Raw genomic sequence first — 26,428 nt, forward strand, 5'->3', positions numbered from 1 at the left:
ATGAACGATCGCATGGTGTGGATCGACTGCGAGATGACCGGTCTCTCGCTGGCGAACGACGCGCTCATCGAGGTGGCCGCCCTGGTCACCGACTCGGAGCTGAATGTGCTGGGCGAGGGGGTGGATGTGGTGATCCGCCCCCCGGCCGAGGCACTGACCACCATGCCGGAGGTGGTGCGCGTCATGCACACCACCTCCGGGCTGCTGGCCGAGCTGGACTCCGGTACGACGCTGGAGGAAGCCGAACGGCAGGTGCTGGAGTACATCAAGCAGCACGTGCCGGAGCCGGGGAAGGCCCCGCTGTGCGGGAACTCCGTCGGCACCGACCGGGGCTTTCTGCTGCGCGACATGCCGACGCTCGAGGACTATCTGCACTACCGGATCGTCGATGTCTCCTCCGTGAAGGAACTGGCCCGGCGCTGGTATCCGAAGGTGTACTTCAACAGTCCGGACAAGAGCGGTAATCACCGGGCTCTGGCGGACATCCGTGAATCCATCGCGGAATTGCGCTACTACCGGGAGGCGCTCTTCGTACCGCAGCCCGGCCCGGACAGCGAGACCGCCAAGGCCATCGCGGCCAAGCACGTCCTGCCTGCCGAGGGGCAGTCCGCACCGTAGTGACCCAGCTCGCTCCCGGGTGCGCGAAACCCGGGAGCGAGCACCCCTCAAGACCCTGTACACTTTTTCTCAGCCGGTGGGGAAAAAGAACCACACAGCACCGGTCATGGTGGGTATAGCTCAGCTGGTAGAGCACCTGGTTGTGGTCCAGGATGTCGCGGGTTCAAGTCCCGTTACTCACCCCACTGTCAAGGCCCCCGATCACTGATCGGGGGCCTTGAGTGTTTCCGGCGAGTGTTTTCGGCGCGCGGGTGCCGGGGCTCAGTAGCCGACGGCGAACCGCTCGCCGATGTGGGCGGGGCGCTCGATCTCGTCCACGAGGGCGACGGCGTAGTCCTCGGCGGAGATCCGGCTGCTGCCGTCCTCGGCGGTGACCAGGTCCTCGGTGGCGGTGCGGTAGGCGCCGGTGCGCTCACCGGGCTCGATCAGGGCGGCCGGGCTGAGATTGGTCCAGCGCACATCGGAGACGGTGCGGTAGAAGTCCAGCGCGTCGCCGTGGGCGTGCATGATCTCCAGCAGGAAGTCGGGGATGCCCTCCTTGTCCCAGACCTGCGTGCCGTCGGGGGTGCGCAGCGAGCCGGCACCGCCGACGGAGATCAGCCGGGGGGCCTCGTCGCCGAGCGTGCGCACCCCGCTGACGAGGGACTTCGCGGCGGGCTCGATGGTGGCGCGGTGGCCCTCGGCGCCCCCGCCGCCGACCGCGCTGACCACGACGTCCTTGCCCTTGGCCACGGCGGCGACGGACGCCGGGTCGAGGACGTCGCCGGTGGTCACGGTCAGGTTCGGGTGGCTGGTGGTGATCTTCGCGGGGTCGCGGACGACCGCGGTGACCTGGTGACCGCGCTGCAGGGCCTCGTTCAGGATGCGGCTGCCGATGGTGCCGTTGGCCCCGAAGAGAGCGATCGTGGTGGACATGGGGGTCTCCCAGCTGTGGTTGCGTCCGGCGGCATCCATCCAGGTGCGCGGAGCGGACTGTCGTTTTCCGTCAGCGGTTCTGCCGACGTCTTCTACGCTAGGGCCAGGATCGGGGCATTTCGGGGTAGGGAAGGGACCGGCGATGGTCAAAAAGCGACAGGAGGGGGCGGGGACCGAGCAGGCGCCGGTACCGGAGATCCGGGAGGTGGCGTTTTCCGCGCCGGCCGGGCGGCCCGCGGGCGTGGAGGTGCTGACCCTCGCCGCACTGCGCGAGCGCGCGGACGCCTGCCGGCTGTCCACGCCGCACCGCCCCGGCTTCCACCACCTGCTGCTCCTGGACCGCGGCCGGCTGGTGCACAGCGTCGACTTCCGTGAGCACGTCCTCGCCCCGGGCGATCTGCTGTGGTCACGCCCCGGGCAGGTCCAGCACTTCGGCGATCTGACCGGCGCGGAGGGGCGACTGGTGCTCTTCGAGGCCGGTTTCCTGGATCCGTCGACGGCGGCCGCGGCCCGGGTGGAGGACTGGTACGGACCCGCCGTACGGCACCCCGAAGGCGCGGCGGCGCGGCACCTGGACGCCGCGATGCGGGCCCTGCACGACGAATTCGGGGCGCTGGGCGGGCTCCCCCTGGACATCCACCTCGAAGTGCTGCGGCATCTGCTGGCCGTCCTGGTGCTGCGGGCCGCGCACCCGGGCGGGGAGACGGCCGCACCGGGCGGCTGCGAGGCCGGCGAGACCTATCTGCGCTTCCGGGACGCGGTGGAACGGGACTTCACCCGTACCCGCCGGGTCGCCGACTACGCCCGGTCGCTGGGCTATGCGCCCCGTACCCTCTCGCGCGCCGCCGAGGCCGGGTCGGGAGTCGGCGCCAAGGAGTTCATCGACCGCCGGGTCGTCCTGGAGGCCAAACGCCTGCTGGCCCACGGCGATCAGTCCGCGGCCCGTATCGCCGACCGTCTGGGCTTCGCCGACGCCACCAACTTCACCAAGTTCTTCCAGCGCCGGGCGGGGACGACGCCGATCGCCTTTCGCGCTGCGGTACGGGGCGGGGCGGGGGCCGTGCACGCATAAGACGGCAGGGCGCAGCGGGTGGGGGGACGAAGTCCGCTGCGCCCTGCCTGGCGGGCGGCGGTCCGGGTACGTGGGGGCGGACCGCCGGTGGGGGTCAGCCTGTGTAGGCGCCGAACGCCTTGGTGAAGTCCAGCGGCTTCTGGTCGATGGAACTGCACGTCGGCTGGGCGGAGTTGCCGCCGCCCGGGCATGCCTTGTCGCGGGTGGCGGACCACATCGACAGCCCGGCCAGGTGCTTGCTCTGGGCGAACTTCACCAGTGCGGCGGCGTCGTCGAGCTTGAAGACCTCCTGCTGGACGTCGTTGACACCGATCATCGGGGTGACCGCGACGGCCTTCCAGGCGGCCGCGTCGCTCAGCCCGAGGGCCTTCTTGAGCTGGCCCTGGGTGGCGGTGGCGGCCTTGGCGGCGTAGGTGCCCATGTTGCCGTTGTAGGAGGCTCCGTAGTCCATCGCCATGATGTTGACGGCACTGGTCTTGACGCCGTTCTTCTTGGCGTTGGCGACGAGGTTCACGCCGTCCTGGGTCAGGCCCTCCGGCATGACCGGGAGGGTGAAGGAGACGTCCAGGTCCGGGTGCTTCTTCTGGAGCTGGGCGACGGCCTGGGCGCGGCGGGTGTTGGCCGCGGTGTTGGGCAGCGTGCTGCCCTCGATGTCGAAGTCGACCTTGGTGAGCTTGAACTGGTCGATGACCTTGCCGTATGCGGCGGCCAGCTGGTCGGCGGACTGGCAGGTCAGGCCCAGCTCGGAGCCGTTGGCGCCGCCGAAGGAGACCCGGACGTCGCCGCCGGCCTTGCGGAGCGCGGGTATCTGCTTGGCCACCGGGTCGTTGCCGAGGTCGACCACGCCGCCCCACTTGGGCGTACAGCCGCCCCCGGAGGTGACGAAGGCCAGGTTGAAGGTCTTCACCCCGGTCTTCTTGGCGGTGTCCGCCAGGTCGTAGGCGGGGGTGAGGGAGGTGTCGACGTACGGGGCGAAACCGGCGCCCGCCTTCGCGGAGCGGGCGCCGGTCTGCGGTGCCTTGGAGGCCATGGCGGAGCCGGCGACGGCGAAGGCGCCGCCGGCCGCGACGGCGGCGGCCGCGCCGGTCACGATCAGCTTGGTGGTCCGGCTGGTGCGGCGGCGGTGTGCCGAGGGAGTCATGGGGGTCCTGCCTGTCGTCGCGTGGGGGCTGGGTGCACTGGGGGTGCGCCGAGGGGGGTGCGCCGGTGGTGCACTGGGGGTGCATCCGGGTGTGCCCCGCACGCTAGCGGCCGGCAAACGGACAATTGCCGGTATTGGGGCGGCCGTTGGCGGAATTATGGCCCGCTTAAGGAAGCGGAAGGGGCCGGTTAAGAGGCCCCGGCGGCCCGTCCGGTCAGGAACCCCTGCCGGCCCGGAGCGCGCGCCGCCCCCGGGCGCCCAGGCGGCGCCGCAGCCGGTGGCCGCGCCGTACCCCGTGCGCGGCCTGCCGCCCGTCCTCCCGCGCCAGCCAGACCCGTACCTCGGTGCCCCCCAGCACCGAGCGGCCGATACGGACATCGCCGCCGGTGGATTCGGCCAGCCGGCGCACGATGTCCAGGCCGAGCCCGGTGGAACCGTCCCCGCCACCGCCGTGACCGCGCCGCAGCGCCGCGTCCGGGTCCTCGATCCCCGGCCCCGCGTCCGAGACCAGCACGATCACCGCGTCGTCGGCGTTGTGCACATCGACCGCGAAGGCGGTGCCCTCGGGCGTGTGCCGGAAGACGTTGCCGAGCATCGCGTCCAGCGCGGCGGCCAGGTCGGGGCGGGCGACCGGGATGCGGACGGGACGGTCGGCGCCCGCGATCCGCACCGTACGGCCCTCGTCCTCGGCCAGCGCCGACCAGAAGGCCATCCGCTCCCGGATCACCTCGGCGGCGTCGCAGCCGGCCGCGGCGGCGACCTGCTGGGTGTGCGCCTTCTGCTCGCGGGCGGTGCGGATGATCTGGTCGACCTCGCGCTCCAGTTGTGCGACGGCGGCCCGGGTCTGTTCGGCGGCCGGGGTGTCGCCCAGCGAGGCGGCGTTCAGGCGCAGGACGGTGAGCGGGGTGCGCAGCCGGTGCGAGAGGTCGGCGGCCAGTTCGCGTTCGTTGGTGAGCAGTTGGACGACCTGGTCGGCCATCGAGTTGAAGGCGCTGGCCGCGGAGCGCAGCTCCTTCGGTCCGTCCTCGGGGACGCGTACCCCGAGCTTTCCCTTGCCCAGGTCGTGCGCGGCGCCCGCCAGCCGCTCGGCGGGGCGCACCATCTTGGTGCCGAGCCGGTCGGCGACGGCGACCGAGCCGATGATCAGCGCCAGGCCGACGCCGGCCAGCACCACCCAGGAGGTGGTGACCCCGTTGGTGAGCGCCTCGTCCGGGACGAACACCTCGACGACGGCGATACCGGAGGCGACGGCGGTCGGCTGGAGGAGGCAGGAGCCGCCGGGGACGGGCGAGATGGAGGCGCGGCCCAGTCTGACCGCGGCGGCCACGTCCTGGGGGGCGGCCCGGCGGGTGCCGATCTCCAGGGGGCGGGCGTTGGCGCCGCCGGCCGGGACATGGATGCCGATCCGGCCGCCGGGGCCGGTCTCCGCGCTGGCCAGGGCGCGTTCGAGCTGGGTGCGGTCGGTGGTGATGGCGAGGACCGGGCCGATGGTGGCGGCCTGCCGCTCGGCGTTGGAGAACGCGCGGTCGCTGGCCATCTCCTTGACGACGAGCCCGAGCGGTATCGCGAACGCCACCACGACCATCACGGTGACCGCCAGCGCCACCTTGACCAGCGCCCATCTCACAGCGGGGGCTCCAGCTTCACGCCCACACCCCGCAGGGTGTGCAGATAACGGGGCTTGGCCGCGGTTTCGCCCAGTTTGCGGCGGAGCCAGGAGAGATGGACGTCGATGGTCTGGTCGTCCCCGTACGCCTGCTGCCAGACCTCGGCGAGCAGTTCCTTACGGGCCACGACCACGCCCGGCCGCTCGGCGAGGAAGGCCAGCAGGTCGAATTCGCGGCGGGTCAGATCGAGCGCCGCCCCGTCCAGTTCGGCCTGGCGGCGCAGCGGGTCGATGGTCAGGCCGCCTACCCGCATCACCCGGGAGGGCGGTTCCGTCCCGGTGGCGCTCACGCGGGAGCGGCGCAGCACGGCCGCCATCCTGGCGGAGAGATGTTCGACGGAGAACGGCTTGGTGAGGTAGTCGTCGGCGCCGTCGTTCAGCAACCGTACGATTTCGGCCTCGTCGTCCCGGGCGGTGGCGATGATGACCGGCACATCGGTGATACCGCGCAGCATCTTCAGCGCCTCGGAACCGTCCAGGTCCGGCAGTCCCAGGTCGAGAATGACCACGTCGAAGCCGACCTGCGCCACCTCGCGCAGCGCTTCCAGGGCGGTGCCGACGCTGCGTACCGCGTGGGAGGCGTCGGTCAGATGACGGATGAGGGCCGAGCGTACGAACTGATCGTCCTCGACGACGAGCACACGTGCCATGGGCGGCACCGTACGCCATTCGGGCCACCACGCCTGCCCGAGGTTGACGCCCGGCGGAGATGCCGCCCGTCGCGGGAGGGCTGCGACGGGGCACGGCGGTGGTGCAGTATGAGCCAAATGCAACGAGGACTGGTTCACGCACTGGCCTGGACGCTGGCGACGGGCGCCGCGGTCACCTTGTCATGGTTCGGCGTGCACACGGTGCTTTCGGGTACGGCCTACGACGCGCCCCGCGCACTGCCGCTCTCCGACCACCTGACCGCGGGCGGCGCGGCCACGCCCCGCGCCTCCTCCACCCACCGCCCCAAGCCCTCCGCCTCGGCGGACCACCCCTCCCACTCCCCCTCCGCCACCCCCTCCCACCCCACCGGCGACGACCGGCCCCACCACCCCACCCTCGCCCCGCCGACCGGCTCCTCCCCCACCACCGACGGCCGGATCAGGAGCTACGTCACGGCGGGCGGCCGGGTCGTCCTCGACATGGGCGCCCGGTCCGCGGAGCTGGTGTCGGCGACGCCCAACTCCGGCTGGGAAATGCAGGTGTGGAAACAGGACGAGTGGCTCCGGGTGGAATTCACCGGCGCCGCGTCCCACTCATCGGTGATCTGCACATGGAACGGGCACCCACCGACGGTGCAGACGAGCTATCAGACCAGCTAGGGCGAGGGCCGGCGAGCAGGCTCGTGGCTCTTGGGGGCGCAACTCTTAGGGGGCGCAACCCTTAGGGGGCGTTCGAACGGATCCCCTAGGGGACGCGAGGCCCCCCTGCGGGGCCACAACGCGGCGGGCGGGAGGGGTATTCCCCTGCCGCCGACGCCAGTTCCGCGGCCGCGACCGTGAATCCCCGGCCGCAGTCGGCAAGCTCCACGGGGCCCGTGAGTTCCCCGATCGCGGTGTCGTCAGGCGAAGGTGTCCGCCGGCGGAGGCGGGGAGGCCACTGCCGTGGCGTCGGTGACAGGAGGTGTGCCGCCGGTGAAGTCCAGGAGGGCGCGGCCGTGTTCGACGCGGCCGGCGTGCGGGTCGCTCGCTGCGCGGCGGGTCAGTTCGGCGAGGGGAAGGGGGCGGTCGGAGGCCAGGAGTACGGCGTTGCCGAAGCGTTTGCCGCGCAGGACGGCCGGGTCGGCGGTCAGGCACAGCTCGGGGAAAGCCGTACGGACGGTGGCGATCTGGCCGCGCAGAAAGCGCAGCGGCGGGCCGTCGGCGAGGTTGGCCGCGTAGCAGCCGCCGGGCCGCAGCGCCCGCCGCACCTCGGCCACGAACTCCGTGCTGGTCAGATGCGACGGCGTACGGGCCCCGCCGAAGACGTCCGCGATGATCAGGTCCGCCCAGCCGTCCGGGATCTTCGCCAGCCCCGCGCGGGCGTCCGTCCCCCGCACCCGGATACGCCAGCCGCTCTCCAACGGGAGCCGCTCGCGGACCAGTTGGACGAGCGGGGTGTCGATCTCCAGCACCTGCTGGGTGGAGCGGGGCCGGGTGGCCGCGATATAGCGCGCCATGGTCAGCGCCCCGCCGCCGAGATGGACGGCCTGGAGCGGTTTGCCGGGCGGCGCGGCGAGGTCGGCGACATGGCCGAGTCGGCGCTGGTAGGAGAACTCCAGGTACGCCGGATCGTCGAGGTCCACATGCGACTGCGGGGCCCCGTCGATCAGCAGCGTCCAGCCGCGCGGACGGTCCCGGTCGGGACGGAGCTCGGCGAGTCCGCCGTCCACCGTTCGGGTGACGGATTCCGGGCCGCCGCGCCCGCGCCTGCTCTTTGCCATGCCTCAAGTATCCGGTGGGCGGCGCGCCACCGGGCGCGGCCCCCGGGCACGGCGAAGCGGCGGCCCGTCCCGGGGCGCTTGCCCCGGGCGGCCCGCCGCAGCACACCACGACCCGCCGGCCCGATGCCCTTCCGGACCGGCGCTCAGGTCACTTGTTGATGCAGATGTTCCCGAACGCCGGGTTGATCAGCGCAAGGAAGTCGACGCTGTTGCCGCACACATTGATCGGGATGTCGATCGGGACCTGGATGACGTTGCCGCTGAACGCACCCGGGGAGTGCTTCGCAAAGCCGATGGCAGTCGCGCCGCCGCGGCCGTGGTGGTGGTGGTGACCGCCGGCGGTGGCGACGGATGCACCGCCCAGCACCATGGCACAGCTCACCGCAGCCATGGTGGTGGTCCTGACGAATCGCTTCATCACCTTTCTCCTTTCATTCGCGAATGGGGCATGGGTCACAACGAGCATCCCGAGTCGGGGATGCGGCCATTCGCCCTTCCGGGAAAAGGTTCGCCCGTCCGGTCCTTTACTACCAACCGGAGGCGGTAACGGTATTCCGCTGATTGGCAGAGCCCGGCCGACGCCCGGCGCGCCTGTCCCGATTTCCCCGGCGCTTTCTGTCAGAGTGCTCTCTTGTTTGACTGAGGGCCGTACCGTTCTGACTTAGGGCCGTACCGGCCGCGGGATTCGGGAGAGGATGGGGATGCGGAAGTCGACGGGCCGCAGCAGCCGCGCCACGGTTTGCGCGCCGACGGCTTTGGCATTGCCGACCGCGCCGTCATCGGACCGGCCCACGACGGTGGCCGCGCCGGCTCCCGGAGAATCCGCTCACCCCGGCCACCGCCACCGGACGGTGCACCTCACCGGCGACCGCGCCGGCCGGAACCCGGTCGTCGTCGCGTACCGAAATGCCCGGGAGCCGCTGTGCGGCGTGGCGCGGCGGGACGGATTTCGGCGGCCGAATGCAAACCGCCGCACCCTTTCGACAAGCCGGAAAGGGCTGTGGATTCCCCGCCCTCGTGATTCCCGCCCCCTCGATTCCGGCCCCGGAGATTTCGGCCGGAGCGCCGCCGCGCGGCCCGCTTACCGCAACACCGCGGGAGGTCATTCCGCCGTATTCGGCCCCGGGCCTGCACTGCGGTCCGGCGGCGTCCGTCCCCAATTCCGGTTCACCATCCGCGCCGAGGGATATCCGCTCGGCGCGCTCTTCGTCCGGACCGGCTCCGCGCGCTGACCGGCGCACCGAATTTCCCGCGGGGTTTCCGTCGGCCCGGCTGTCCTCCGTCCGCCCGGCTATCAGGGGAGCAGCACGTGATGAAGGTCCTGCATGTCATCACCGGTCTGGAGGTGGGCGGCGCCGCGCAGCAGCTGCGGCTGATGCTGCGGCGGCTGCCGGCCCGCTGCGAGGTCGTCGCGCTCACCGGTCCCGGTCCCCTCGCCGACGGCATCCGGGCCGACGGCATCCCCGTCGCCCACCTGGGCATGGCCGGCAGCCGTGACCTGCGGGTGCTGCCCCGGCTGACCCGGCTCATCCGCGACGGCGGCTACGACCTGGTGCACACCCATCTCTACCGCGCCTGCGTCTACGGCCGGATCGCCGCGCGGCTGGCGGGTGTGCGGGCCGTGGTCGCCACCGAGCACTCGCTGGGCGATGCGGTCATCGAGGGCCGCCGGCCGACCCGCGGGGTGCGCATCCTCTACCGGGCCACCGAGCGGCTCGGCTCGGCGACCGTCGCCGTCTCGGACACCGTCGCCGCCCGGCTGCGCCGCTGGGGCGTCCCGGAGGCGCGCATCCATGTGGTGCCCCACGGCATCGACGCGGACCGCTTCCGGCACGATCCGCTGGTCCGCTCCGCCGTCCGCATCCGGCTCGGCATTCCTCTGGACGCCTTCGTGGTCGGCGGTGCGGGCCGGCTCGTACCGGCCAAGCGGTTCGACGTCCTGGTCCGTGCGGTCACCCAACTCTCCGGTGTGCACCTGCTGTTGGCGGGTGACGGACCGGAGCACGCGATGCTGCGAAGGGCCGCGCGGCAGTTCGGGTCGGGCGACCGGATCCATCTGCTCGGCGCGCTGGACCGCGGTCCGGAGGAGGGGCCGGCGAAGGGTCTCGGCATCCCCGGGCTGCTGGCGGCGGCCGATGTGTTCGTCTCGCCTTCCCAGGACGAGGCGTTCGGGTCGGCCCTCCTGGAGGCGCTCGCGGCGGGGCTGCCGGTGCTGTACGGCAGCTGTCCGGCCGTCGACGAACTGCCCGCTGACCATCCGCCGGGGGCCCGCCGGATCGGGCCCGTCACCTTCGAGCTGACCACCGCGCTGCGCGAGGTGCGGCGCGGCGGGGCGCCGCGGCTGCCGGTGCCCCCGGTGGTGCGGCGCTACGACATCGAGCGCAGCGCCGAGTCCCTGATGGCCGTCTACGAAGCGGCCGTCGCGGCCGCACCGGCACGCCGGCGGACCCCCGGGGCGCAGCCCCCGCCTCCGGAGCCGGCCCCGCAGCGCTGAGGGGGCGCGGCCGCCGCGGTCACTGGCAGCGGTCGACGGCCTCGATGGTGCGGGCCGCCTCGCCGAGCGCCGCCCGCAGGACGACCGGGTCGGTGGCATCGGCGTACGCGCCCTCCGGCGGCACCAGCCAGCCGGTGCCCGACACCGGCGGCTCCGGTGCGTCGTCGTCGCACAACTCCCCCAGTGCGATGCCGCGCCCGTAGGTCTGGGTGCAGGCGCTGCCCGGGACGTCCCAGCCGTCGGCGGTGCCGGGCGGCACCAGGAAGCCGAGGGTGTCACAGGTGCCGTCGTGCAGGACGGGGCCGACGCCGTCCCGCAGGCGCAGGATGTCGACGGCCTCCAGCCCCTGCCGGGCGGGCACCGTGACGAGGTCACAGGGCTCTTCGGGGGCCTGCGGCGCGCCCGGTTCGGATCCGCCCACGCCCCTGCTCACGCCGGTCTCCCACATGGAGAACCCCTCCTCATGCACGCGCCGCGCCTTTACACCGAGTTCAACGGTTTCGGGTGTCAACAGCTACGGCGGCGTAACGCTGCAAAGGATGGCACTTCATGGCAGATCGCGGGCGAGATGTGTGGTTTGTTGCCAAACGCTGGCTACTGCGCCCCTGGTAGCCGGTACGGTCGTCCCGCCGCACCGCCAGGACGCGGCACCGCCACAAGATGGCACGGAAAGGCCACGGAGAGGGTCCGCCATGGCGTCGCCAACAGCAAAATCAGCGTCGTCCCGCACCGTACCCGCCCGTCCGAACACCGCCTTCCGACAGCTGCGCGGCCGGCTGTCCCCGGGCGAGTTCGCGGCGGCGGTCCGACGGTCCGCCCGTGAGATCGGAGAGCAGGTCTCGTGCGACGCCCGCTATGTCGGGCGCGTCGAGTCCGGGGAGATCCGCTGCCCGAACTACGCCTATGAGCGCGTGTTCCGGCACATGTTTCCCGGGCTGGCGCTGCCGGACATGGGTTTCGCGCCACGCGAGACGGTACGCGGACGGGGGGCGCGTACGGCGGTGAACGCCGCGCCCCTGGCACTCGATCCCGACCACCGCGATACCTGTATCCAGATCTGCGAGGAGAGCGACGTGCTGCGTCGCGCGTTCATCACCGGCGGCCCGGCGGCCGCCCTGGGCATCGCCGCCCTGCACCCCGCCGAAGCCGCCGCCGTACCCCGCCCCCGGACGCCGGGCGGGCGGGCCGGTGCGGCCGAGGCCACCGCCGTCGAGGAGGCCGTGCGCCGGATCCGGCTGCTGGACGACCGGCACGGCGCCGAGGGCATCTACCGTCGCGCCACCGCACCGCTGCGGGCCGCCTACGACCTGCTGGACTCCGGTGTCCAGCGCCGTTCGGTGGCCGACCGGCTGCACTCCGGGGCGGGCGAACTGGCCATCACCGTGGGCTGGCTGGCGCACGACTCGGGCCGCTTCGGCGACGCCCGCTCGCACTACGCCGAGGCTTTGGCCACCGCCCGGGTCTGCGGGGACGCGGCCCTGGAGGCGCACGCCTTCTGCAACACCGCCTTCCTGGCGCGCGATGCCGACCGTCCGCGCGAGGCGGTGCGCGCCGCCCAGGCCGCGCAGCAGGCCGCCAAGCATCTGGGCTCACCCCGGCTGCTGTCGCTGCTGGCGCTGCGGGAGGCGGGCGGCTGGGCCGTCCTGGGCGACCGCAGCGGCTGTGAGCAGGCGCTGAGCCGGGCCGAGCGGCTGTTCGCGGGCGGCACGGCGGACAACGACCCGGAATGGATGACCTTTTACGGCGAGGCGGAGCTCGCGGGCCTGGAGGCGCAGTGCTGGTCGGCGCTGGGCGACGGGGAGCGCGCGGCGGAGCTGGCGCGGCGGGCAGTAAGTCTGCAGGATCCTCACTTCACCCGGAACATCGCGCTGTTCACCGCCGAGCTGGCGGGCGATCTGACCGACAGCGGCGCCCTGGAGGAGGCCGCCGCGGCCGGTACGCGGGCGCTGGCCCTGCTGGACCAGGTCGGCTCCGCCCGTATCCGCGCGATGCTCGACCGCACCGCCCGCCGGCTGCACGCCCACCGCGGACTCGGCCCGGTCGCCGACTTCCTGGAGCGGCACACGGCGTCCGCGGGGGCGGTGGCCGCGGCGCCCTGACCGGCGGGCTCAGCGCGTCGGCAGGCTCTCCTGCGCCCACGCCGCCAGAAGGTGCAGCGCGGTCTCGGACGGGGAGCCGCTCTCCACGGTGTGCGCGATCAGCGCCTGGTCCGGGTCGTCCGGCAGCCGTAGGGTTTCGAAGCCGAGGTCGAGAGTGCCGACGGCGGGATGGCGGTAGACGTACCGTCCGTGGGTCTTGTCCTTGATCCGGTGCTCGGCCCACAGCGTGCCGAACTCCGGCCCGGAGGCGGTCAGTTCCGCGATCAGTTCCGCCGTCTGCGGGTCGTCGGGATGGCGTCCGGCGTCGAGGCGCAGGTAGGCCGCCACATCGCTCGCCTTGCCGGGCCAGTCGGCGTACAGGCTGCGCATGCCCTCGTCGAGGAACACCAGGCGGGCCAGGTTGCGCTGACGGGGCGGCAGCGCGCCGAAATCGGTGATCAGCGCGGCGGCGAGGCGGTTCCAGGCCAGGACGTCGGTATTGCGGCCGACGATGTACGCGGGGACGTCGGACGCCGAGTCCAGTAGCCGTTGCAGCCCCGGGCGTACGCGCTGCCGCTCCCTCGCCCCCGGTGCCGCGTCCCCGTCCGGCCAGGGGCGGGCCAGCCGGTAGAGGTGCGCGCGCTCCACGGGGTCCAGGCGCAGGGCGCGGGCGACGGCGTCCAGGACGGCTTCGGAGAAGTGGAGGGTGCGGCCCTGTTCCAGGCGGATGTAGTGATCGACGCTGACGCCGGCCAGCAGGGCGAGTTCCTCGCGGCGCAGGCCGGGGACCCGTCGCCGGCTGCCGTGGTCCGGCAGTCCCAGCTCCTCGGGCCGCAGCCGGGCCCGTCGGGAGCGGAGGAACTCGCCCAGTTCTGCGCGTCTGTCCAGTGGCCTCGTCATAGGGCGAGTATCGCGCCGCACGGGCCTTCGCGCCTGGTCATGCCGTGCCCAGGCTCCGGCCGCCACTGGGTAAGGCCCTTGGCGGCGGCCAGAGTTGGGGTCACCGGCCGGGCGCCGCCCTGGCCCCCGGCACCGTCTCTCCCAAGGAGCACCAGGACATGACCGCCACTTCGCTGCCCACCCGCCCCCTGGGCACCACCGGCATGAGCATCACCCGCGTCGGCCTCGGTTCCTGGGCGATCGCCGGACCGGGCTGGCACTTCGGCTGGGGCGCCACCGATGACGCCGAGTCCGTGTCGGCGATCCGGCACGCGCTCGCCACCGGCATCAACTGGATCGACACCGCCGCCGTCTACGGCCTCGGGCACGCCGAGGAACTGGTCGGCAAGGCCGTCGCCGGGCTGCCCGAGGCCGAACGGCCGTATCTGTTCACCAAGGTCGGGCTGGTGTGGGATCCGGCCGATCCGCAGGCCGCGCCGCGCCGGACCATGGCGCCGGCCAGTGTGCGCCGCGAGGTCGAGGACTCGCTGCGGCGGCTGAAGGCCGAGCGCATCGACCTCTACCAGGTGCACTGGCCGGACAGCGGTGAGTCCCTGGAGTACGTGGGCGACGGCAGCGGGCCGGTGTCCCCCAACGCCACGCCGCTGGAGGAGTACTGGCAGGTCATGGCCGATCTGAAGGCCGAGGGCAAGGTCCGCGCGATCGGCCTGTCCAACCACTCGCCCGAGCAGCTCGCGGCGGCCGAGAAGATCGCCCATGTGGACGTCATCCAGCCGCCGTTCTCCGCGCTCAACCGCTCGGCGGCCGACGAGATCGCCTGGGCGCACGCCCACGGCACCGGCGTGATCGTCTACTCCCCGCTCCAGTCCGGGCTGCTCACCGGCGCCTTCAGCGCAGAGCGCGTGGCGGGGCTGCCCGAGGAGGACTGGCGCACCGCCCACCGTGACTTCACCACGGGGCTGGCGGCCAACCTCCAGGTGGCCGAGGCCCTGGAGCCGGTCGCCGAGCGGCACGGCGCCACCGTCGCCGAGGTGGCCATCGCGTGGGCGCTGGCCTGGCCCGGCATCACCGGGGCGATCGTCGGGGCCCGTACGCCCGGACAGGTCGACGGCTGGGCCGGGGCGGGCGGTATCGCGCTGACACCGGCGGACCTGGAGGAGATCGCGGCCGCGATCACCGCCTCCGGGGCGGGCAGCGGGCCCGCCCGGCCGTGACCGGCGTCCCGTCAGCGCCCCTGTTGGCGACACCTGGTTGCCGACGACCCGTTGCCGACGCCCCGTTGCCCGATTGCTCACCCAAGGAGACCGCAGCATGTCCCTCGTCGTTGTCGCCGAATGCCTGGCCGCGGACGGCCAGGAGGACCGCCTTCGCACCGCCCTGGAGGCGATGATCGAACCGTCCCTGGAGGAGCCCGGCTGCCTCGCCTACCGGCCCTACGCCGACCCCAACGACCCCGCCCGCATGGTGATCGTCGAGGAGTGGACGGACCGGCAGGCCCTGGCCGAGCACTTCGCCACGCCGCACTTCGGCCATGTGCGACAGGTGCTGGAGCGGGTGCTCGCCGAGCCGATCGCGATCCGGGAGCTGGTGGTCGCGCCCGGCTCCTGACCGGCGGCCGTCAGCCCAGGTGGCCGGTGTCGTTCCAGCGTTCGAGGGCCGGTTCGCCGTAGGCCCAGCCCAGGACCGACAGGGAGGTCGGCTCCAGACGGATGCGGGCGCCGAAGGAGATGTCCAGGCCCAGCCAGCGGGCACCGAGGGCGCGCAGGATGTGGCCGTGCGCGAAGACGAGGACGTCGCGGTCGGCCGAGCGGGCCCAGGTGACGACCTCGTCGGCGCGCGCGCTCACCTGGGCGAGGGTCTCGCCCTCGGGGACGCCGTCGCGCCATATGAGCCAGTCGGGGCGGGTGGCCTTGATCTCGGCCGGGGTCAGGCCCTCGTACGCGCCGTAGTCGAACTCCATCAGCGCGTCCCAGTCCCGGGCCCGGTCGCCGAAGCCGGCAAGTTGGCAGGTCTCCTTGGCGCGGATCAGCGGGCTGGTGCGGACCTCGACGTCGGGGAGGCCGTTCCAGGGGGCGCGGTGCAGCCGCTCGCCCAGGAGTTTGGCGCCATGGCGGCCCTCGTCCAGGAGGGGGATGTCGGTGCGGCCGGTGTGCTTGCCGAGGCGGGACCACTCGGTCTGCCCGTGCCGGGCCAGGAAGATGCGCGCTGCCATGGTCGTGTCTCTCGCCTCTCGCCGATCTCTCGGTGGGTCGTTGATCGTTTTCTCGGCGCGGGCGGCGTTGACCGCGAAACTGCTTCTATCATCGCGCACGGGGTCGATTTGTCCGTACCCGGGGGCAAGGTGCGCCGGGGCGGGCCGGGGCAGGAGCCGTCGCGGATTGCGGTCCGGAGGACCACGGTGGGAACGCAACCGGGGGCAACGTGCGCCGGGGCGGGCCGGGGCAGGAGCCGTCGCGGGTTGCGGTCCGGAGGACCACGGTGGGAACGCAACCGGGGGCAACGTGCGCCGGGGCGGGCCGAGGCAGGAGCCGTCGCGGGTTGCGGTCCGGAGGACCACGGTGGGAACGCAACCGGGGGCAACGTGCGCCGGGGCGGGCCGAGGCAGGAGTCGTCGCGGGTTGCTGTCCGGAGCGGGGCGCGACGGGCCGTCCGCGTACGGATCTTCGGGGGACCGCCCCGCATGTCAGTGCCGGATGCGAGACTTTCGCAGGTGAACGTTTCCCGCGACAGTCGACCCGCGGCGGCCGCTCCGCCGGCGGGGCAGCAGACGCCGACGTCGAGCCTGCGCCGCAGGCTCACCGAGCTGCGCGGCCCCGGCGTCCGCCCCCGTTCGCTCGACGCCCGTGCGCTCGCCGCGCTCGCCGCCAACCCCGGCTGCAAGCGCCGGGCGCTGCTGGACGGCGCGGGGATCGACAAGGGGGCCCTGGCGCAGGCGCTCGGCTCGCCGGCGGCCTACGGCCAGTCCCAGTTCGCGATCATGCGGGGCATCTCCTTCGAGGCGCGGGTCAAGTCCGACGGCGGCGCGGCCCTGATGCGGCTGCTGCACGAGCGGCTGCGGACGGACACCGCGCCGCCCGAGCCCGAGGAGGTCGCCGTCCCCGATCTGTCCGCCTCCGGCCCCGAGGGCCGCGCGGCCCGTACGGCGCTGGCGCTGCGCGAGGCGACCGCCGCCGGGGGCTTCTCGCTGCTGGACCACCCGATGCTGGCCGTCGAGGTGGCCGGCGCACCGGTCTATGTGGAGCCGGATGCGGTGATCGTGCATCCGGACGGCAGCTGGACGGTCGTGGAGATCAAGTCCTTCCCGATGATCGACGGCGCGGCGGACGCCGCCAAGGTGGGCGAGGCGGCCCGCCAGGCGGCGGTGTACGTCCTCGCGCTGGAGACCGTCGCCGGGCATGTCGCCGCGCGCACCGGGCGCGAGGTGCGGGTGCGCGACCGGGTGCTGCTGGTGTGCCCGAAGGACTTCTCCAACCTCCCCGCCGCCGCGGCCGTCGACGTCCGCAAGCAACTGGCCACGACCCGGCGGCAGCTGACCCGGCTCACCCGGGTCGAGGAGATCGCCGCCGCCCTCCCTCCGGGGACGACCTTCGATCTGCGGCTCGCGGAGGACGGAAAGACGGCGACGCGGCCGGCCGGGGAGCTGTCCGCGGCCGTCGAGACGGTCGGCGCGGCCTACGCCCCGGAGTGCCTGGCCTCCTGCGAGCTGGCCTTCCACTGCCGCAAGCGCTCCCGTGAGCGGGGCGCGGTGGAGGCGCTGGGGCGCGGGGTGCGCGGTGAGCTGGGCGGGCTGCGGACCATCGGGGAGGTGCTCGCCGCGGCCGCCCCCGGGGAGCCGGACGCGGAGCACGGGCCCGACGATCCGGCCGTGCTCGCCCTGCGCCGGGCGGCCGCACTGCGCGCCGACGCGCTGGCCGCCGCCGGGGCGCGGCGGGGTCCGGACCGGGCCGATCAGAGGGCCGAGGAGGGGTCATGTCACTGATCGAGACGCTGGCCCGGATGGAGGCGGTGGCCGCGGGCCGCGCCGCCCCGCTGACCACGGTGCGCCACCGCCATCTGTCCGAACGGCCGCTGGTCCTCGTCCCGTTGACCACCGCCGGTGAGGCCGGTGCGCCCCTGGGGATGCTGGTCGGCACGGACCGCGAGAAGCCGCACCTGCTGGCCGTACCGCAGCCGCGCGACCGCGATCTGCGGTTCGCGTTCCTGGCGGAGCTGGCCGAGTCGGTGCTGCCGTACGTGGACGGCTTCGCGGACACCGTGGAGTGGGAAGAGCGCAAGGAGACCGATCCGGAGACCGGCAAGCGGGTCCCGGTGCAGGTCGAACTGTGCGCGGACGCACCGCAGTTGATCGTGCCCAGCGCCGGGGGTGTCGACTTCGTCCGGCTGCTGGGGCGTTCGATGCGGTTTCGGCGGACGGCCGAGCAGGAGCCGGAGACGCCGTATCCCGCGCCGCCGCATGTGCCGCTGCTGGGCCGCTGGTTCACTCATTTCGGCGAGCGGGCCCGGGTGCCGGGCGCCAGTCTGCTGCAGGCCATGACGGGGCTGCTGGGCCGCCATTGGGCCACCGGGCAGAGCGTGCTGGAGGACCAGCATCTGGGGGCGCTGCTCGCCTGGATCGACCCGCCGCCGGGCGTATCGGGCCGGGAGGCGGCCGAGCGCGCCGAGACGGGGCGGGACGCGGACGGTCAGCTGCTGTGCCCGCCGGCCGGTCCGGCCACGGACCCGGCGTTCGACAACCGGCTGCTCGCCCCCGCGATGGCCCGTTACGACGCGGGGCGCGCCGGCGCCGAGGGAGAGGTCCGCGCCCTGATAGAGGGCCAGTTGCGGCCCACCTGGGACGCCGTCTGGCGGGGTCTGGACCTGCTGCGCGCGCTGCCGCCGGGGGCGCGGGTCGCCGACCGCTGGAAGCGCGACCGCTGGTCGTACACGGCGCACCGCGACCGGGTGCGCGCCGGGGAGCCGCCGCAGCCCCGGCGGGACGACGCCGTCACCGCCGCCCAGAAGCTGGCCTCCCGGGAGACCGCCCAGGCCCAGCTCGACGCCCAGGAGGCCCTGGACGACCCGCTGGTGATGGCGGGCCGCCGGCTCGCGGGCGAGGCGCTGTGCGGCACGGTCGTCCATGTCGAGATGGCCTACTCCGAGGGGAAGCGCCCGATGCCGCGCCCCCTGGTCACGCTGCGCACCGACGACCGTCCCCAGCTGTCCGAGGGCGTCCGCCTGCACCGCCCGCTGCCCGACGGCAGGACCCAGCCCGCGGAGTTCGTCGGGTACGTCGCCGGGGAGCGCGGCGCCCTGGTGGTGCGGCTGACGGGCGGGATGGGGCGCGGCAAGGAGCCGGAGGCCGGTTCGGTTCCGGAGGACGGCGACGCGGTGACCTGGACGCTGTTCGAGCACGCCCCGCGCGGCGGCCCGGAGTTGCCCGACCCCGAGGACACGCCCTGGACGCACGGCGGACCGCCGGCGGCCGCCGACGCACCGGCCGACGCCCCCGATCCCGTGACCCCCGAGGATTTCCTGTGACCCGGCCCGACGGGGGTACCCCCCTGTTCCTCAAGAACGCGGGGGACGCCGCCTTCGACCCGTCGGCCGCGGCCGCCGCCGCGACGGACGCGATCGTGCACGACACGCTGCACGGCTCCCGGCGCGGGGTGGTGGTCGACTCCCCGCCCGGCGCAGGCAAGTCCACCCTGGTGGTCCGCGCCGCCCGCGAACTGGCCGCCGCCGGGCGCCGGTTGATGATCGTCGCCCAGACCAACGCCCAGGTCGACGACCTGGTCCTGCGGCTGGCCGACAAGGACCCCGAGCTGCCGGTGGGCCGTCTGCACAGCAGCGAGGCCGGTGCCGTCGATCCGGCCCTGGCCGACCTCCCCTCGGTGCACACCTCCGCCAAGGTGGCCGACCTCACGGGCTTGCCCGTCGTCGTCTCCACGGCCGCCAAGTGGGCCTACACCAAGGTCGAGGAGCCCTGGCAGCACGCCATCGTGGACGAGGCGTACCAAATGCGCTCCGATGCGCTGCTGACCGTCGCCGGGCTCTTCGAGCGGGCGCTGTTCGTGGGTGATCCCGGACAGCTGGACCCGTTCAGCGTGGTGGGCGCCGAGCAGTGGGCGGGCCTGGCCTACGACCCGTCCGCCAGCGCCGTCGCCACCCTGCTGGCGCACAACCCCGACCTGCCCCAGCACCGCCTGCCCGTCTCCTGGCGCCTGCCGGCCTCCGCCGCACCGCTGGTCTCCGACGCGTTCTACCCGTACACCCCCTTCCGCAGCGGTACGGACCACGGGGACCGCAGGCTGGCCTTCGGGGTGGCCGGGGACGGCTCGGGCGTGGACCGGGTGCTGGACGAGGCCGCCGAGTCCGGCTGGGGGCTGCTCGAACTGCCCGCCCGCCACACGCCGCGTACGGACCCGGAGGCGGTGCGCGCGGTGGCCCTGGTGGCGCGCCGGCTGCTCGACCGCGGGGGCGCGGCGACCAGCGAGCACGGGCCCGATGCGGTGCCGCTGACCGCCGAGCGGATCGCGGTCGGCACGGCCCATCGCGACCAGGCGGCGGCGGTCCGCGCGGCGCTCGCCGAGCTGGGCGTGCAGGGCGTCACGGTGGACACCGCCAACCGCCTCCAGGGCCGCGAGTTCGACGTCACGGTCGTTCTCCACCCGCTCTCCGGCCGCCCCGATGCCACCGCCTTCCACCTGGAGACCGGCCGGCTGTGCGTGCTCGCCTCCCGCCACCGCCACGCCTGCATCGTGGTCTGCCGTGAGGGCGTCGCCGAGCTGCTGGACGAGCACCCCGCCACGGAGCCGGTCCAGCTGGGCGTCACGGTGAAGTTCCCGGACGGCTGGGAGGCCAACCACGCCGTGCTGGCGCATCTGGCGGAGCACCGGGTGCGGTGGCGGCCATGACCGGCGCTCCGGTAGCCGCCTTACGGAGGACGTGCGCCGGGCCCGGTCCGTCGGACGGAGTCCGGCCCGGCCGAGGGGCACCGCCCCCGGTATGTGCCCTGGCCCTATGGCCCCCTTGCGCGAGGCGGGAGAATGGAATGCGGCACACGATCTGGAGGTACGTACATGTCCCAGCCGCGTCCGGCTTCCGAATCCGGCGCTGCGTCGTCGGCACCCCGGCGCAGGAGGCCCGCGTCGCTGGTCTTCGAGCCGCCCGAGGCCGTCGCCGACCCCGAGCACTTCTTCGATCTGGAGTCGATGGACGACCCGCGGGAGCTGCTGCGCCGCTCCACGGAGCTGGCGCTGGCGTTCCGGGTGGCGGCCGACCGCGCCACCGAATACCAGGCGATCGCCGCCGCCCAGCTGGCGGATCCGCGGCGTTTCGACCGGCTGCCGCTGGCCACGCTCGCCGAGCAGGCGGAGTGGTCCGAGGACTATGCGCAGAAGATGATCGAGTTCGGCCGCGGGCTACTGCGCGACGGCGGCACCCACCTCGGCGAGGCCGACTGAACGCACCGCGGGCCGGGCACGGCTCCCGGGACGCCAGGCCGTGCCCGTATCCCCATCCGTACCGTCCGTCACAGGCGTCACGGTACGGCGCATGCCTACCACCCATCGCCCCTGGCATATGCGAAGCGGGCAAGATACTGCCTCGTCCGCGATCCCGTCCCGGTTTCCGGCAATCCGCATAACCCCCGGGTGGGGAATGGGTAGACCTGTCCCCATGAGCGAGCACAGCATGGGGTCGGCATGAGCGACTGGCTGCCCGACACTCCCCGGACCCTCACGTTCCCCACAGCGGCTTACGTCACCCTGGACGGCGCCGACTGGCTCGCCTCCGCCAGCCCTCATCCGCACTCGGTCCAGACCCTGTGGGCGACCCACCCCACCGTCCCCAGCGTTCTGCCGTGCGGGACCGTCTTCGACGTGATCAACGCCCCGGCGCTGTTCGGGCGCCGGATGGTCGACCGGCTGTGGTCCGCGGGCCCCGGCTCGGGGCCGGTGGCCGCGCACCGGGGCCGGATCCTGCTGTTCGCCTCCCCCGGGACCGCCCAGCGGCTGCCGTCGCTGCTCGGCTGGGAGGAGTGGGCGCACGCCGTACCGCCACTGCTGTACCACGGCGCCGGGGACGCGGTGACGGTCCCGCCGCTGCACCCCGGACACTCCCCCGCCGAGCAGGCGGCGGGCGACGACGTCCTCGCGTCGGCCGTCTCCCGGTGGCTGGTCGCCCCGGACGTGCGCAGCCCCTGGCTGCCGGGACCCGACGTCCTGCTGTGGGCCTGCGTCCGGGCCGCCCGCTGCGCCTCCGACGAGGAGCACGAAACCGCACTTCAGGGCCCCGTTCCGGCGCTGACCACCGGGTGATCACGGGTCGGCCGCGGGCGCAGACAAACCGATTTTTGCCCTGCCCGGAGCGGGTGCTACTGTTTCCTCCGTCAGCAGGCGCCGCTAGCTCAGTTGGTTAGAGCAGCTGACTCTTAATCAGCGGGTCCGGGGTTCGAGTCCCTGGCGGCGCACAGACGGTCGAAGGCCCTCACCTCGGTGGGGGCCTTCGGCGTATCCGGAGCGTCGGCCCGTATCCGGCCGCCGTGGACCTCAGTCGGCGCGGCTCAGTTTGACCGTCCACTCCCCGTCGGTGCTGCGCCCCTCGACCTGGATCCGCAGGCCGTCCTGCCGGTCGGTCAGGCCCTCCCCCACGCCCAGCGGCGCATTCGCCAGCGGCGGGTAGACGGAGGTGCCCCAGCAGGCCGAGGAACCGGGATGGCCGTCCAGGACGCGCACCGGTCCCGCCCCGGAGGCCGTATCGCTGCGGACGCGGTAGACGAGGACGCCCTGGCTGCACACGGAGCGGTCGTTGCCCGTCGCATCGCGCCCCTCCATGGCGAGGGCGCTGTCGGGGCCGGTGCGGACCACCAGCAGGCGGGGCCGGCGGGCGTCGCCCGGTTCGGCGGGGTCGGACAGGGGGCGCAGGGAGTGCAGTGTCGGGGAGCGGCCCAGCGTGGCGCAGTCGATCTGGTTGTCGCCGAGCCAGCCGAGCTTCCACTTGTGCCAGCCGAAGGGGTCGGGCGCCAGGCCGAACTGGCTGCCCATGAGGTCCCAGTCCCCCACATAGGTGTCCCAGTCGCCCTTGCCGTCGCCCGGACGGTGGTAGAGGTCGGGCAGGTCGAGGACGTGACCGGTCTCGTGGGCGAGGACGTTGCGGTCCGGCGGGCTCTGTTCGAAGACGGTCACGAAGCGGCGCAGGTCGGTGTGGTCGGCGTGCATCGGCTCGTCCAGATTGACGACCTTGGTGGCGTCCGAGTCGACGCCCGGGGCGTCCGGGTCGGCGACGAAATACACCAGGTCGTAGCGGCTGAAGTCGACCGAGGCGTCGGCGGCGGCGACCGCGTCGCGCAGATAGGCCGAACGGTGGCCGGAGTCCCAGTCGCGCTGTATTCCGTACGCGCCGGACCGGTGCGGCATCTGCACCCACTTCTTGTGGAGGTGCGCACGCAACCGGAATCTGCCGTACGAGGCGCGGTCGAAGAAGCGGGAGGTGGCCGGGAAGTAGTCCTTGGCGATTTCGCCCGGCTGGGCTAGGGGGCGGGAGTCCGGGAAGGACAGGAAGATCATGACGGCGTCGAGATGGCCGGCCGGGCGGGGGTAGGCGCCGTTCCAGCTGTCGAGGCCCTCGGAGTGATGGGCGTCGGTGCGGTTCAGTGCGCAGGACAGGGCCGCGTCGGAGGCGGTGGCCGGGCCCGCGACGACGGAGGTCGCGATCAGCGCGCTCAGCGAGGTGGCGACGGCGGCGAGGCGCCGCAGACGACGGCGCTCCACCCCGTCGGGTGTCCGGTCGCGCGGCACATCGACCTCCCGGGACGGATTCGGCAGACCTCCTACACCCTGTGGCGTTTACATGCCGTTCGTCCTGTTCGGGGGCCCGGACGGGTGACCGGCGCGTCGCGGCCCTCGCGTAACGGAAAGTAACAAACGACCAACCCCGTAAGCGACACGAACACGGCCGTGCAGAAATGGCTGAAGTTCCGTCATGCGTGCCGACGATCCCGGCTGCGTCGCTGGATCGGCCGTTGCACCAGCCTCTATGATCGCCACACTTTCCAGCGCGGGATCCACCCTCCATCACGAGACAAGCGCCATGCGGGAGCGAGCAGTGAGCGGACACCCCGACAGCACGGGCCGCACGCCCGGAGCGACGCTGCAATCCGTGACGGAACGTGACGGCAGGACCAAAGCATCGGGCGGCGGCCGGCGCCGCCCGCTCGGCCGCTGCGACGACACCGCCGCCACCCTCGCCGACTACCGCGCCGCCTTCCAGGCCGCCCGGATGCCGATGGCCGTGCTCAACCGCGACGGTCTCGTCCTCGCGGCCAACCCCGCCTTCGGCGAACTGGTCGGCACCGACCCCGACGATCTGGTCGCCGCCACCGCAGCGGACCTGACCGACCTAGGGGCCGACCCGCGGGTGTGGACCGCCTACCGCGAGGTGCTGTGCGGCCGCAGCGACCGGCTGCGCTGTACCCGCCGCCTCAAACACCCCGACGGGCACTCCCTCTGGGTGGAGGTGACCGTCGAACCGCAGATGGGTGAGGACGGGGTCCTGCTGTCGGTGGACGACATCAGCGACCGCCACGATCTGCTCGCCCGGCTGCGGCACCTCCAGATGCACGACCCGGTGACCCGCCTGCCCAACCGCTCCCTCTTCTTCGAACGGCTCTCCGGCGCCCTGGAGGCGGCCGCCTTCGAACCGGCCGGCACCGGGCGGATCGGGCTCTGCTATCTGGACCTGGACGGCTTCAAGGCCGTCAACGACACCCTCGGACACCGCGTCGGCGACCGGCTGCTGAGCGCGGTCGCCCAGCGGCTGACCCGCTGCGCCGAGACCGTCGGCGACCGCGGGCCCGGCCACGGCGGGCATCTGGTGGCGCGGCTGGGCGGCGACGAGTTCGCGATCCTGGTGGAGGACTCCACCGGCACCGACCAGCTGGCCGAGCTGGCCCAGTGCGTGCTCGACGCGCTCCAGCGGCCGTTCGACCTGGCCGGGCAGCGGCTGTCGGTCTCGGCGAGCATCGGCGTCGTCGAGCGCACCGCCGCCGGCACCACCGCCACCGGGCTGATGCAGGCCGCCGACACCACGCTGTTCTGGGCCAAGGAGGACGGCAAGGCCCGCTGGACCCTGTTCGACCCCGAGCGCAACGCCCACCGGATGACTCGGCAGGCGCTCTCCAGCACCCTGCGCCCGGCCGTCGACCGCGGCGAATTCACCCTGGAGTACCAGCCGCTGGTCGGTCTGGGCGACGGCCGGGCGCAGGGCGTCGAGGCACTGGTGCGCTGGCGGCATCCGCAGTTCGGCACCCTGTCGCCGAATCGGTTCATCGCACTGGCCGAGGAGAACGGCGCCATCGTCGAACTGGGCCGCTGGGTCCTGGAGCGGGCCTGCCACCAGGCGCGGGCCTGGCAGCTGGCACACCCCGGTGGCCAGCCGTTGTTCGTCAGCGTCAATGTGGCCGTACGTCAGGTGTGGGACTCCGACCTGGTCGCGGACGTGGCCGGCATCCTGGCCGAGACCGGCCTGCCGCCGCGCCTGCTTCAGCTGGAGCTGACCGAATCGGCGGTCATGGGCTCCGCCGGGCGGCCCCTCCAGGCCCTCCAGGCGCTCAGCGACATGGGCGTACGGATCGCCATCGACGACTTCGGCACCGGCTACTCCAACCTCGCCTACCTCAGCCGCCTCCCGGTCTCCGTCCTCAAACTGGACGGCTCCTTCGTCCACGGCTTCCGCTCCCAGGAGCACCCCAACCCCGCCGACGAAATGATCGTCGAGGCGCTCGTCGCCCTCGCCCACCGCCTCGGCCTGACCGTCACCGCCGAATGCGTGGAGAGCGCCGAACAGGCCGAGCGGCTGCGGCGCATCGGCTGCGACACGGGGCAGGGCTGGCTCTACTCCCGGCCGGTGGCCCCGGACCGGGTGGCGGCACTGCTGGACGCGGGACGGCGCACGGACTGCTGAGCTTGTCTCGGCGCTCCCTGGGTCCTAGTCCTGCGGCAGCCCGTACGCGTCGGCTATCAGCTCGTACGACCTCAGCCGCGCCTCTCCGCCGTGCGCATTGGCGGTGATCATCAGCTCGTCCGCGCCGGTGCGCCGTACCAGGTCGTCGAGACCCTGGCGGACGGCGTCGGGGGTGCCGTGGACGACATTGCCCAGCCAGCTGTCGACGAAGCCGCGTTCGCGGTCGGTGAAGTCGTACGCCGCGGCCTCCTTGGGGGTGGGGACCAGGCCGGGGCGGCCGGTGCGCAGGCGGAGCATCGCCAGGGCGCCGGTCATCACCTGGCTGCGGGCCTCCCGCTCGTCCTCGGCGGCCAGCGCCGCGACGCCTATCAGGGCGTACGGCTCGGAGAGCACCTCGGAGGGGCGGAAGGAGGAGCGGTAGAGGTCGAGCGCGGGCACCGTGTTGGCCGCGGAGAAGTGGTGCGCGAAGGCGAACGGCAGGCCGAGGGCGCCGGCCAGCTGGGCGCTGAAGCCGGAGGAGCCGAGCAGCCACAGCGGCGGGCGGTGCGGGGACTGCACCCCGCCGGGCGCCGTGGCCTGCACCGGGCCGGGGACGGCGTGGATGCCGGCGTAGGGATGGCCGTCGGGGAAGGAGGCGTCCAGGAAGCGGGTCAACTCGAGCAGCTGCTGTGGGAATTCCTCGGCGCCCTCGTGCTGGCGCTCGGTGCGCCGGAGGGCCGCGGCGGTGGCGCCGTCGGTGCCCGGCGCGCGGCCCAGGCCCAGGTCGATCCGGCCCGGGGCCATCGCCTCCAGCGTGCCGAACTGCTCGGCGATGACCAGCGGGGCGTGGTTGGGCAGCATCACCCCACCGGAGCCGAGCCGGATGGCGGAGGTGTGCGCGGCCAGGTGGGCGAGCAGCACGGCCGGTGAGGACGAGGCGACGCCGGGCATGGAGTGGTGCTCGGCGACCCAGTAGCGGTGGAAGCCGCGCCGCTCGGCCGTACGGGCGAGGTCGACGGCGGTGCGCACGGCGCCGGTGGCGGTGTGGCCGGAGCCGACGGTCACCAGGTCCAGGACGGACAACGGGACGGGGGCGCCGCCCCGGGCGGTGCCCCGGATGCCGTCGTCGCCGCCCGGGGTCTGCTCCACTTCACCACTCATGCCGAGACCTCGCTTCGCTCGGCCTCGCATTCGCGAGGCACGCACCTCCCGATT

The 26,428-nt window shown here is 73.3% G+C and carries 23 protein-coding genes, 2 tRNA genes and 1 pseudogene; 15 read left to right on the top strand and 11 right to left on the bottom strand.

What is annotated here, in order from left to right; translation table 11 throughout:
- Positions 1-618: an oligoribonuclease gene (orn, locus tag B1H19_RS15695; RefSeq protein ID WP_083105338.1), complete on the top strand. Its 618-nt coding sequence runs from the start codon at positions 1-3 to the stop codon at positions 616-618.
- A gap of 109 nt (positions 619-727) precedes the next feature.
- Positions 728-803: transfer RNA gene (locus B1H19_RS15700), tRNA-His, on the top strand.
- Positions 804-879: 76 nt separating this feature from the next.
- Here the strand turns inward: B1H19_RS15700 and B1H19_RS15705 are convergent.
- Positions 880-1,533, bottom strand: coding sequence for an NAD(P)-dependent oxidoreductase (locus B1H19_RS15705; protein ID WP_083109669.1), 654 nt, complete (start codon positions 1,531-1,533; stop codon positions 880-882).
- A gap of 142 nt (positions 1,534-1,675) precedes the next feature.
- Here B1H19_RS15705 and B1H19_RS15710 point away from each other — a divergent pair, with 142 nt between their 5' ends.
- Positions 1,676-2,605, top strand: coding sequence for a helix-turn-helix domain-containing protein (locus B1H19_RS15710; RefSeq protein ID WP_083105339.1), 930 nt, complete (start codon positions 1,676-1,678; stop codon positions 2,603-2,605).
- Positions 2,606-2,699: 94 nt separating this feature from the next.
- Here B1H19_RS15710 and B1H19_RS15715 read toward each other — a convergent pair.
- From B1H19_RS15715 to B1H19_RS15725, 3 genes and pseudogenes are all read right to left on the bottom strand, one after another.
- A pseudogene (locus B1H19_RS15715) lies at positions 2,700-3,676 on the bottom strand (chitinase); the annotation flags it as partial.
- Positions 3,677-3,960: 284 nt separating this feature from the next.
- Positions 3,961-5,373 carry a sensor histidine kinase gene (locus tag B1H19_RS15720; RefSeq protein WP_083105340.1) on the bottom strand — a complete coding sequence of 471 codons (1,413 nt, stop codon included), beginning with the start codon at positions 5,371-5,373 and terminating at the stop codon, positions 3,961-3,963.
- Positions 5,370-6,062: a response regulator transcription factor gene (locus B1H19_RS15725; RefSeq protein WP_203237166.1), complete on the bottom strand. Its 693-nt coding sequence runs from the start codon at positions 6,060-6,062 to the stop codon at positions 5,370-5,372. Before B1H19_RS15725 ends, B1H19_RS15720 begins: the two co-directional genes overlap by 4 nt.
- Positions 6,063-6,170: 108 nt before the next feature.
- On the opposite strand from B1H19_RS15725, the gene B1H19_RS37955 reads away from it, so the two are divergent.
- Positions 6,171-6,722: a superantigen-like protein SSL4 gene (locus B1H19_RS37955; protein ID WP_107426007.1), complete on the top strand. Its 552-nt coding sequence runs from the start codon at positions 6,171-6,173 to the stop codon at positions 6,720-6,722.
- A 239-nt stretch (positions 6,723-6,961) separates the two neighbouring features.
- Here B1H19_RS37955 and B1H19_RS15735 read toward each other — a convergent pair whose 3' ends face one another.
- Both B1H19_RS15735 and B1H19_RS15740 read right to left on the bottom strand, forming a co-directional pair.
- Positions 6,962-7,822, bottom strand: a complete 861-nt coding sequence (locus B1H19_RS15735; protein ID WP_083105342.1) for a spermidine synthase — start codon at positions 7,820-7,822, stop codon at positions 6,962-6,964.
- Positions 7,823-7,970: 148 nt separating this feature from the next.
- Positions 7,971-8,240 carry a chaplin gene (locus B1H19_RS15740; protein ID WP_083105343.1) on the bottom strand — a complete coding sequence of 90 codons (270 nt, stop codon included), beginning with the start codon at positions 8,238-8,240 and terminating at the stop codon, positions 7,971-7,973.
- An 894-nt stretch (positions 8,241-9,134) separates the two neighbouring features.
- Between B1H19_RS15740 and B1H19_RS15745 the strand changes: the two genes are divergently transcribed.
- Positions 9,135-10,316, top strand: coding sequence for a glycosyltransferase (locus tag B1H19_RS15745; RefSeq protein WP_083105344.1), 1,182 nt, complete (start codon positions 9,135-9,137; stop codon positions 10,314-10,316).
- A 19-nt stretch (positions 10,317-10,335) separates the two neighbouring features.
- Here the strand turns inward: B1H19_RS15745 and B1H19_RS15750 are convergent, their stop codons facing one another.
- The gene (locus B1H19_RS15750; protein WP_083105345.1) at positions 10,336-10,764 is read right to left on the bottom strand and encodes a hypothetical protein; all 429 of its coding nucleotides are present in this window, start codon (positions 10,762-10,764) and stop codon (positions 10,336-10,338) included.
- A gap of 244 nt (positions 10,765-11,008) precedes the next feature.
- Here B1H19_RS15750 and B1H19_RS15755 point away from each other — a divergent pair, with 244 nt between their 5' ends.
- Positions 11,009-12,415, top strand: coding sequence for a transcriptional regulator (locus tag B1H19_RS15755; protein ID WP_083105346.1), 1,407 nt, complete (start codon positions 11,009-11,011; stop codon positions 12,413-12,415).
- A gap of 9 nt (positions 12,416-12,424) precedes the next feature.
- On the opposite strand, the gene B1H19_RS15760 is transcribed toward B1H19_RS15755, so the two are convergent.
- The gene (locus B1H19_RS15760) at positions 12,425-13,294 is read right to left on the bottom strand and encodes a helix-turn-helix transcriptional regulator (protein WP_083105347.1); all 870 of its coding nucleotides are present in this window, start codon (positions 13,292-13,294) and stop codon (positions 12,425-12,427) included.
- Between the two features lie 158 nt (positions 13,295-13,452).
- On the opposite strand from B1H19_RS15760, the gene B1H19_RS15765 reads away from it, so the two are divergent.
- Entirely contained in the window at positions 13,453-14,508 is a 1,056-nt protein-coding gene (locus tag B1H19_RS15765) for an aldo/keto reductase (RefSeq protein WP_083105348.1), read from the top strand.
- A gap of 97 nt (positions 14,509-14,605) precedes the next feature.
- Positions 14,606-14,902, top strand: coding sequence for a putative quinol monooxygenase (locus B1H19_RS15770; protein WP_083105349.1), 297 nt, complete (start codon positions 14,606-14,608; stop codon positions 14,900-14,902).
- A 10-nt stretch (positions 14,903-14,912) separates the two neighbouring features.
- Here B1H19_RS15770 and B1H19_RS15775 read toward each other — a convergent pair whose 3' ends face one another.
- Entirely contained in the window at positions 14,913-15,506 is a 594-nt protein-coding gene (locus B1H19_RS15775) for a histidine phosphatase family protein (protein WP_083105350.1), read from the bottom strand.
- Positions 15,507-15,974: 468 nt separating this feature from the next.
- Between B1H19_RS15775 and B1H19_RS15780 the strand changes: the two genes are divergently transcribed.
- From B1H19_RS15780 to B1H19_RS15805, 6 genes are all read left to right on the top strand, one after another.
- On the top strand, positions 15,975-17,273 hold the full coding sequence (locus B1H19_RS15780; protein WP_418361449.1) for a hypothetical protein: 1,299 nt from the start codon (positions 15,975-15,977) through the stop codon (positions 17,271-17,273).
- The gene (locus B1H19_RS15785; RefSeq protein ID WP_083105352.1) at positions 17,264-18,811 is read left to right on the top strand and encodes a hypothetical protein; all 1,548 of its coding nucleotides are present in this window, start codon (positions 17,264-17,266) and stop codon (positions 18,809-18,811) included. The genes B1H19_RS15780 and B1H19_RS15785 overlap by 10 nt, the downstream gene beginning before the upstream one ends.
- Positions 18,808-20,187 (top strand): AAA domain-containing protein, encoded by a 1,380-nt coding sequence (locus tag B1H19_RS15790; protein ID WP_237289326.1) that lies wholly within the window; start codon positions 18,808-18,810, stop codon positions 20,185-20,187. The genes B1H19_RS15785 and B1H19_RS15790 overlap by 4 nt, the downstream gene beginning before the upstream one ends.
- 165 nt (positions 20,188-20,352) lie before the next feature.
- Positions 20,353-20,736 (top strand): hypothetical protein, encoded by a 384-nt coding sequence (locus tag B1H19_RS15795; protein WP_083105353.1) that lies wholly within the window; start codon positions 20,353-20,355, stop codon positions 20,734-20,736.
- Positions 20,737-20,976: 240 nt separating this feature from the next.
- Positions 20,977-21,591, top strand: coding sequence for a bifunctional DNA primase/polymerase (locus B1H19_RS15800; RefSeq protein ID WP_083105354.1), 615 nt, complete (start codon positions 20,977-20,979; stop codon positions 21,589-21,591).
- Between the two features lie 78 nt (positions 21,592-21,669).
- Positions 21,670-21,743, top strand: a tRNA-Lys gene (locus tag B1H19_RS15805).
- A gap of 79 nt (positions 21,744-21,822) precedes the next feature.
- Here the strand turns inward: B1H19_RS15805 and B1H19_RS15810 are convergent.
- Complete coding sequence (locus B1H19_RS15810; protein WP_083105355.1) at positions 21,823-23,070, bottom strand: M6 family metalloprotease domain-containing protein; 1,248 nt, start codon at positions 23,068-23,070, stop codon at positions 21,823-21,825.
- Between the two features lie 361 nt (positions 23,071-23,431).
- Here B1H19_RS15810 and B1H19_RS15815 point away from each other — a divergent pair, with 361 nt between their 5' ends.
- The gene (locus B1H19_RS15815) at positions 23,432-25,234 is read left to right on the top strand and encodes a putative bifunctional diguanylate cyclase/phosphodiesterase (protein ID WP_083109673.1); all 1,803 of its coding nucleotides are present in this window, start codon (positions 23,432-23,434) and stop codon (positions 25,232-25,234) included.
- 24 nt (positions 25,235-25,258) lie between these two features.
- Here the strand turns inward: B1H19_RS15815 and B1H19_RS15820 are convergent, their stop codons facing one another.
- The gene (locus tag B1H19_RS15820; RefSeq protein WP_083105356.1) at positions 25,259-26,374 is read right to left on the bottom strand and encodes an LLM class flavin-dependent oxidoreductase; all 1,116 of its coding nucleotides are present in this window, start codon (positions 26,372-26,374) and stop codon (positions 25,259-25,261) included.
- Between the last annotated feature and the right edge of the window lie 54 nt (positions 26,375-26,428).

Origin of the sequence: Streptomyces gilvosporeus (assembly GCF_002082195.1) — a bacterium.
GTDB lineage: Bacteria > Actinomycetota > Actinomycetes > Streptomycetales > Streptomycetaceae > Streptomyces > Streptomyces gilvosporeus.